4 protein-coding genes and 1 pseudogene are annotated in these 4,659 nt (G+C 62.1%); 3 read left to right on the top strand and 2 right to left on the bottom strand.

All coding sequences use genetic code 11. From position 1 onward, the window contains the following. Together HX846_RS26355 and HX846_RS26350 are read left to right on the top strand one after the other, a co-directional pair. A pseudogene (locus tag HX846_RS26355) lies at nucleotides 1-337 on the top strand (iron dicitrate transport regulator FecR); the annotation flags it as partial. Between the two features lie 128 nt (nucleotides 338-465). Further along, entirely contained in the window at nucleotides 466-3,024 is a 2,559-nt protein-coding gene (locus HX846_RS26350) for a TonB-dependent receptor (protein ID WP_003209136.1), read from the top strand. A gap of 105 nt (nucleotides 3,025-3,129) precedes the next feature. On the opposite strand, the gene HX846_RS26345 is transcribed toward HX846_RS26350, so the two are convergent. Continuing rightward, a complete protein-coding gene (locus HX846_RS26345; protein ID WP_003209138.1) occupies nucleotides 3,130-3,447 on the bottom strand; it encodes a ribbon-helix-helix domain-containing protein in 318 nt (105 codons plus the stop codon). Between the two features lie 16 nt (nucleotides 3,448-3,463). Then, nucleotides 3,464-4,045: a DJ-1/PfpI family protein gene (locus HX846_RS26340; RefSeq protein ID WP_178966397.1), complete on the bottom strand. Its 582-nt coding sequence runs from the start codon at nucleotides 4,043-4,045 to the stop codon at nucleotides 3,464-3,466. A 323-nt stretch (nucleotides 4,046-4,368) separates the two neighbouring features. On the opposite strand from HX846_RS26340, the gene HX846_RS26335 reads away from it, so the two are divergent. Beyond that, a partial coding sequence (locus HX846_RS26335) for an EamA family transporter (protein ID WP_178966396.1) occupies nucleotides 4,369-4,659 on the top strand: 291 nt, incomplete at its 3' end.

Here is a 4,659-nt window from a genome sequence, read left to right as displayed (position 1 = left end):
GCTGCCGGCCACCCTGCTCGGCGCCGATCAGCGCGCTACGTTCAGTTATGCCAAGGGCACGCTGCAGCAGCAAACCCTCACTGCCGGCGAGGTCGCCGATTGGCGCGGCGGCCACGTGTCGTTTCGTAATCGCGAGCTGGCCAGCCTGATGGACGAGTTGAGCCTGTACCGGCCCCAGGCGCCGTTGCTGGTGGACAGCGCGGTGGCGCAACTGAAGGTCTCGGGCAATCTGGACGTGAATGATCCGGACGCCCTGCTCAACGCCCTGCCGGCGCTATTGCCGGTGAAAACCGTGGCCCTGGCCGACGGCAATATCAGGATCGAACCGCGCAAATAGCCCCGCGGGATTCTTATTTGAGAATATTTTGCATTCGCATGTGAGGATTATTTTTCCTGCCGCGTCTTCCTCGGGTCTGCGTTTGATACGCACACCTTTCTGGCCATTTGGCTACTCCGGGGGATTTCATGTTTCGCGCGCCTTGCCACGTTCAGCACCTGTTTCTTCGACCCACCGCCATTGCCGCCTGCCTGGCCTTCAGCCTGAGTGCCCAGGCAGAGTCGTTCAAGCTGCAACTGCCGGCCCAGTCCCTGGCCACGTCCCTGAGCCAGGTGGCGCAGCAGGCGAAAATCCAGCTGCTGTTCGATGAAGCGCTGCTGAAAAATATCCAGGCGCCAGCCCTCAATGGCGACTTCACACCGGAAGTGGCGATTCGCACCCTGCTCAAGGACGGCGAGTTCGTATTGCTCAAGGTCGGCAGCACTTACGTGGTACGCCCCGAAGAGGGCAAGACCACCAACAGCAGCGCGATCCAGCTCGACGCCCTGAGCGTGATCGGCACCGGCAACGAGGTCGACTCCACCACCGTCGGCCGTTCCACCCTGACCCAGGCGGACATCGACCGCTACCAGTCCAACAACATCCCCAGCCTGCTGCAAACCTTGCCCGGCATCAGCCAGGGCGGCTCGCTGAAGCCCGGTGGCCAGACCATCAACATCCGTGGTTTCGGCGACGCCGAAGACGTGCCGCTGACCGTCGATGGCGCCACCAAAAGCGGTTTTGAGCGCTATCAGCAGGGCACTGTGTTTATCGAGCCCGAGCTGATCAAGAGCATCGAAGTGGAGAAAGGCCCCAACTCGCCCTTCAGCGGCAACGGCGGCTTTGGCGGTACGGTCAACATGACCACCAAGGATGCCCCGGACCTGCTCAAGGACGGGCGCAACAGCGGTGCCATGCTCAAATACGGCTACTCCAGCAACGACCATGAGCAGGTCTACAGCAGTGCCGTTTACGGGCGTACCGATGACGGCCGCTTCGACGCGCTGGCCTACCTGACCCAGCGCGACGGCGGCGACATGAAACTGGCTGCCACCCTGCCCAACGACAACAACCAGTACCCGATCAACCCCAAGCGCCTGCCCAACAGCGCCCAGAATGTGGACGGCAAACTGTTCAAGTTCAATGCTCACTTCACCGATGAGCAAAGCCTGGGTCTGTCGTATTCGCGCTCCAACAGCCAGCGCTGGACGCCCTTCTCTGCCGCCAGCTACCCGACGCCGCCGACCCAGGCCAACATCGACCGCTATGGCTACGAAGCCGCGCTGAAACGCTTCCTGGCCAACCGCAATACCGTCGACACCACCTGGTCCGGCAAGTACGAATACCAGCCGATGAATAACCCGCTGGTGGACTTGACCATCAAGTACTCCGAATCCAATACCGACCAGACCGACGAGCGCGACGCCACGGCGTTTTTCCAGTTGGCCACCGGCGGGCGCAAGATGGACACCTCCTATAACGACAAGAACCTCGACGTACGCAACGTCAGCCTGTTTTCCACCGGTGCGTTGCAGCACGCGGTGACCACCGGTGTGCAAATCCGCAAGCACACCCGGGAAACCGAAATGTGGATGCCCGGCGCCACCTACAACACCCCGAAATACAACTACGGGCACTTCCAGCCGGGCTTCATGCCCCATGGCAAGGTCGACACCAACAGCTTCTTTATCCAGGACGCGGTGACGCTGGGCGATGTGACCATTACCCCGTCGATGCGCTATGACCATGTGCGCAACCGCGGCGAGGCCAACGACGCGCCGTACTACAGCAACCCGGACCCGGCCATCGGCCATGACTACAGCGACCGCACTTACACCGGCTGGTCGCCACGCCTGGCGGCGTACTGGACCATCACCCCGAACGTGGCGATGTTCGCCAACTGGAGCCGCACCTGGCGTGCGCCAGTGATCGACGAGCAGTATGAAGTCCAGGGCCTGGGCAGCCGCACCGCCACCAGCCTGGACCTGGACCCGGAGCGCATCACCTCCATCACCCTGGGCAACGTCACCAGTTTCGCCGACGTGTTCGCCCACGGCGACAACCTGCAACTGCGTACCACGCTGTTCCACAACAAGGTCGAGGACGAAATCTTCAAGGCCACAGGCGTGGGCTGCCAGAACCAGGCGGTCAACGGCGGGACGATTTCCAGCGCCTGCCCGCCGGGCGCGATGTCCAACTACCGCAACATCGGCGGCATGACCATCAAGGGTTTCGAGGCCGAGAGTTTCTATGACTCCACCTACGTGTTCGGCTCGGTATCGTTCGCCTACACCACCGGTAAACATGAAGGCGCCTACACCAACCCGTGGGGGCCGGACGTCTGGGCGCGGGACATTCCGCCAACCAAATGGGTGGTGGTGCTCGGCACCAAGATCCCGAGCCTGGATATGCGGGTAGGCTGGCAAGGGCAGTTCATCGGCGCCACCAGCCGCCTGCCGAGCGACAAGTATTCCGGCGGCCCGGGCACCAGCATCGGCGACCTGTTCTACGACCAGTACGGCAACAAGCGCTACAACACCCAGGGCCTCTTCGCCAGCTGGAAGCCGCAACAGGCTTACCTCAAGGGTACCGAGGTGAACTTCACCGTAGACAACCTGTTCAACAACAACTTCCGACCGGCCCTGAGCGGCGACCGCGCCTACACCAAGGGCCGGGATGCGAAGATCAGTGTGACGCGGTTCTTCTGACCCCACCTAATCAATGTGGGAGCGGGCTTGCTCGCGAAAGCGCTGGATCAGTCGGTACATGAGTTACCTGACACACCGCCTTCGCGAGCAAGCCCGCTCCCACATTCAGATCTTCTGCGCGCCATTTCTTGTATTCACAAGGCTGAGCTCTGGGGCGTGAACCCGCTGCTTGCTCAAATACCGCGTGCAACTCACCCGCAAGAACGAAGCAAAATTCACCACTTCGCCGCGGTAATCCATCACTTCTTCATACAGCTTGGCGATCAGTTGATTGGTGGTCATGCCATCCACCTCGGCGATCTCGCTGAGGATGTCCCAGAACTGGTTTTCCAGGCGCACGGTGGTCACCACGCCGCAGATGCGCAGGGAGCGCGAGCGGGATTCGTACAGAATCGGGTCGGCCTTGACGTACAGTTCGCACATGGCGATGACCTCCGCTTTACAGGGTGATTTTGGTGCCCAGCAGGCCGAGGAAACCCGCGAGCCAGCTTGGGTGCGCCGGCCACGCCGGGGCCGTCACCAGATTGCCTTGAACGTGGCTGTCGGTCACCGGGATATCGATGAACGTACCGCCCGCCAGTCGTACCTCCGGCCCGCACGCCGGGTAGGCGCTGCACTCTCGGCCTTCCAGGATCCCGGCAGCCGCCAGCAGTTGAGCGCCATGGCACACGGCAGCGATGGGTTTGCCAGCCTGATCGAAATCCTTGACCAGTTGCAGGACCTTTTCGTTCAGCCGCAGGTACTCAGGGGCACGGCCACCCGGCACCAGCAGCGCGTCGTAGTCGGCGGCGTTCACCTTGGCAAAATCCGCATTCAGGGCGAACAGGTGCCCGGGCTTTTCGCTGTAGGTCTGGTCGCCTTCGAAGTCGTGGATCGCCGTGCGCACGGTCTGGCTGGCAGCCTTGTCAGGGCACACCGCGTGCACGGTATGCCCCACCATCAGCAGCGCCTGGAACGGCACCATCACTTCATAGTCTTCGACGTAATCGCCGACCAGCATCAGGATTTTTTTCGCGGCCATGGGACATTCCTCCGGTTGAACGGTTGGGCAGACAGGAGTAGCCAAGATAGACCCGCAGGCTTGATCCGGGTAATGGCCCGCTACTACATCAGCACCCCGGCTTGTGTGGGAGCCGGGCTTGCCCGCGATGCAGACACCTCGGCCTGACAGGTAAACTGCGTTGATCCCATCGCAGCCTCGCCAAGGCTCGACAGCTCCCACATGAACCGAGTCGCCCGTTCAAACTGTACGGCTCAATCTGCACCTAGCTGTAAGCCCGTGTTTGCGGGGCTTTGTGGCTAGATGAACGTCCACTTCCGGCCCATTCGATTCTGGTTCCTTCCATGAGCTCCCGCGAAAATACCGGCATGGCCCTCGGCCTGCTGGGCGTCGTCATCTTCAGCCTCACCCTGCCCTTCACCCGTATCGTGGTGCAGGAAATCCACCCGTTGCTCAATGGCCTGGGCCGGGCGTTGTTCGCGGCGGTGCCGGCGGCGGCGTTGTTGCTGTGGCGCCGTGAGCGCTGGCCCACCTGGCGCCAGGTGCGCGGGCTGACGCTGGTGATTGCCGGGGTAATCCTGGGTTTCCCGGTGTTGTCGGCCTGGGCCATGCAAACCTTGCCCGCGTCCCATGGC

Origin of the sequence: Pseudomonas sp. K5002, from assembly GCF_013386655.1 — a bacterium.
GTDB lineage: Bacteria > Pseudomonadota > Gammaproteobacteria > Pseudomonadales > Pseudomonadaceae > Aquipseudomonas.
The sequence above is the reverse complement of the archived record's forward strand: the minus strand, read 5'-3'. Positions and strand labels throughout refer to the sequence as shown.

Bases quoted from the DNA above. Each gene is read 5' to 3' on its own strand.
- HX846_RS26345 (WP_003209138.1), bottom strand. From the start codon at position 3,447: ATGTGCGAACTGTACGTCAAGGCCGACCCGATTCTGTACGAATCCCGC.
- HX846_RS26340 (WP_178966397.1), bottom strand. From the start codon at position 4,045: ATGGCCGCGAAAAAAATCCTGATGCTGGTCGGCGATTACGTCGAAGAC.
- HX846_RS26350 (WP_003209136.1), top strand. From the start codon at position 466: ATGTTTCGCGCGCCTTGCCACGTTCAGCACCTGTTTCTTCGACCCACC.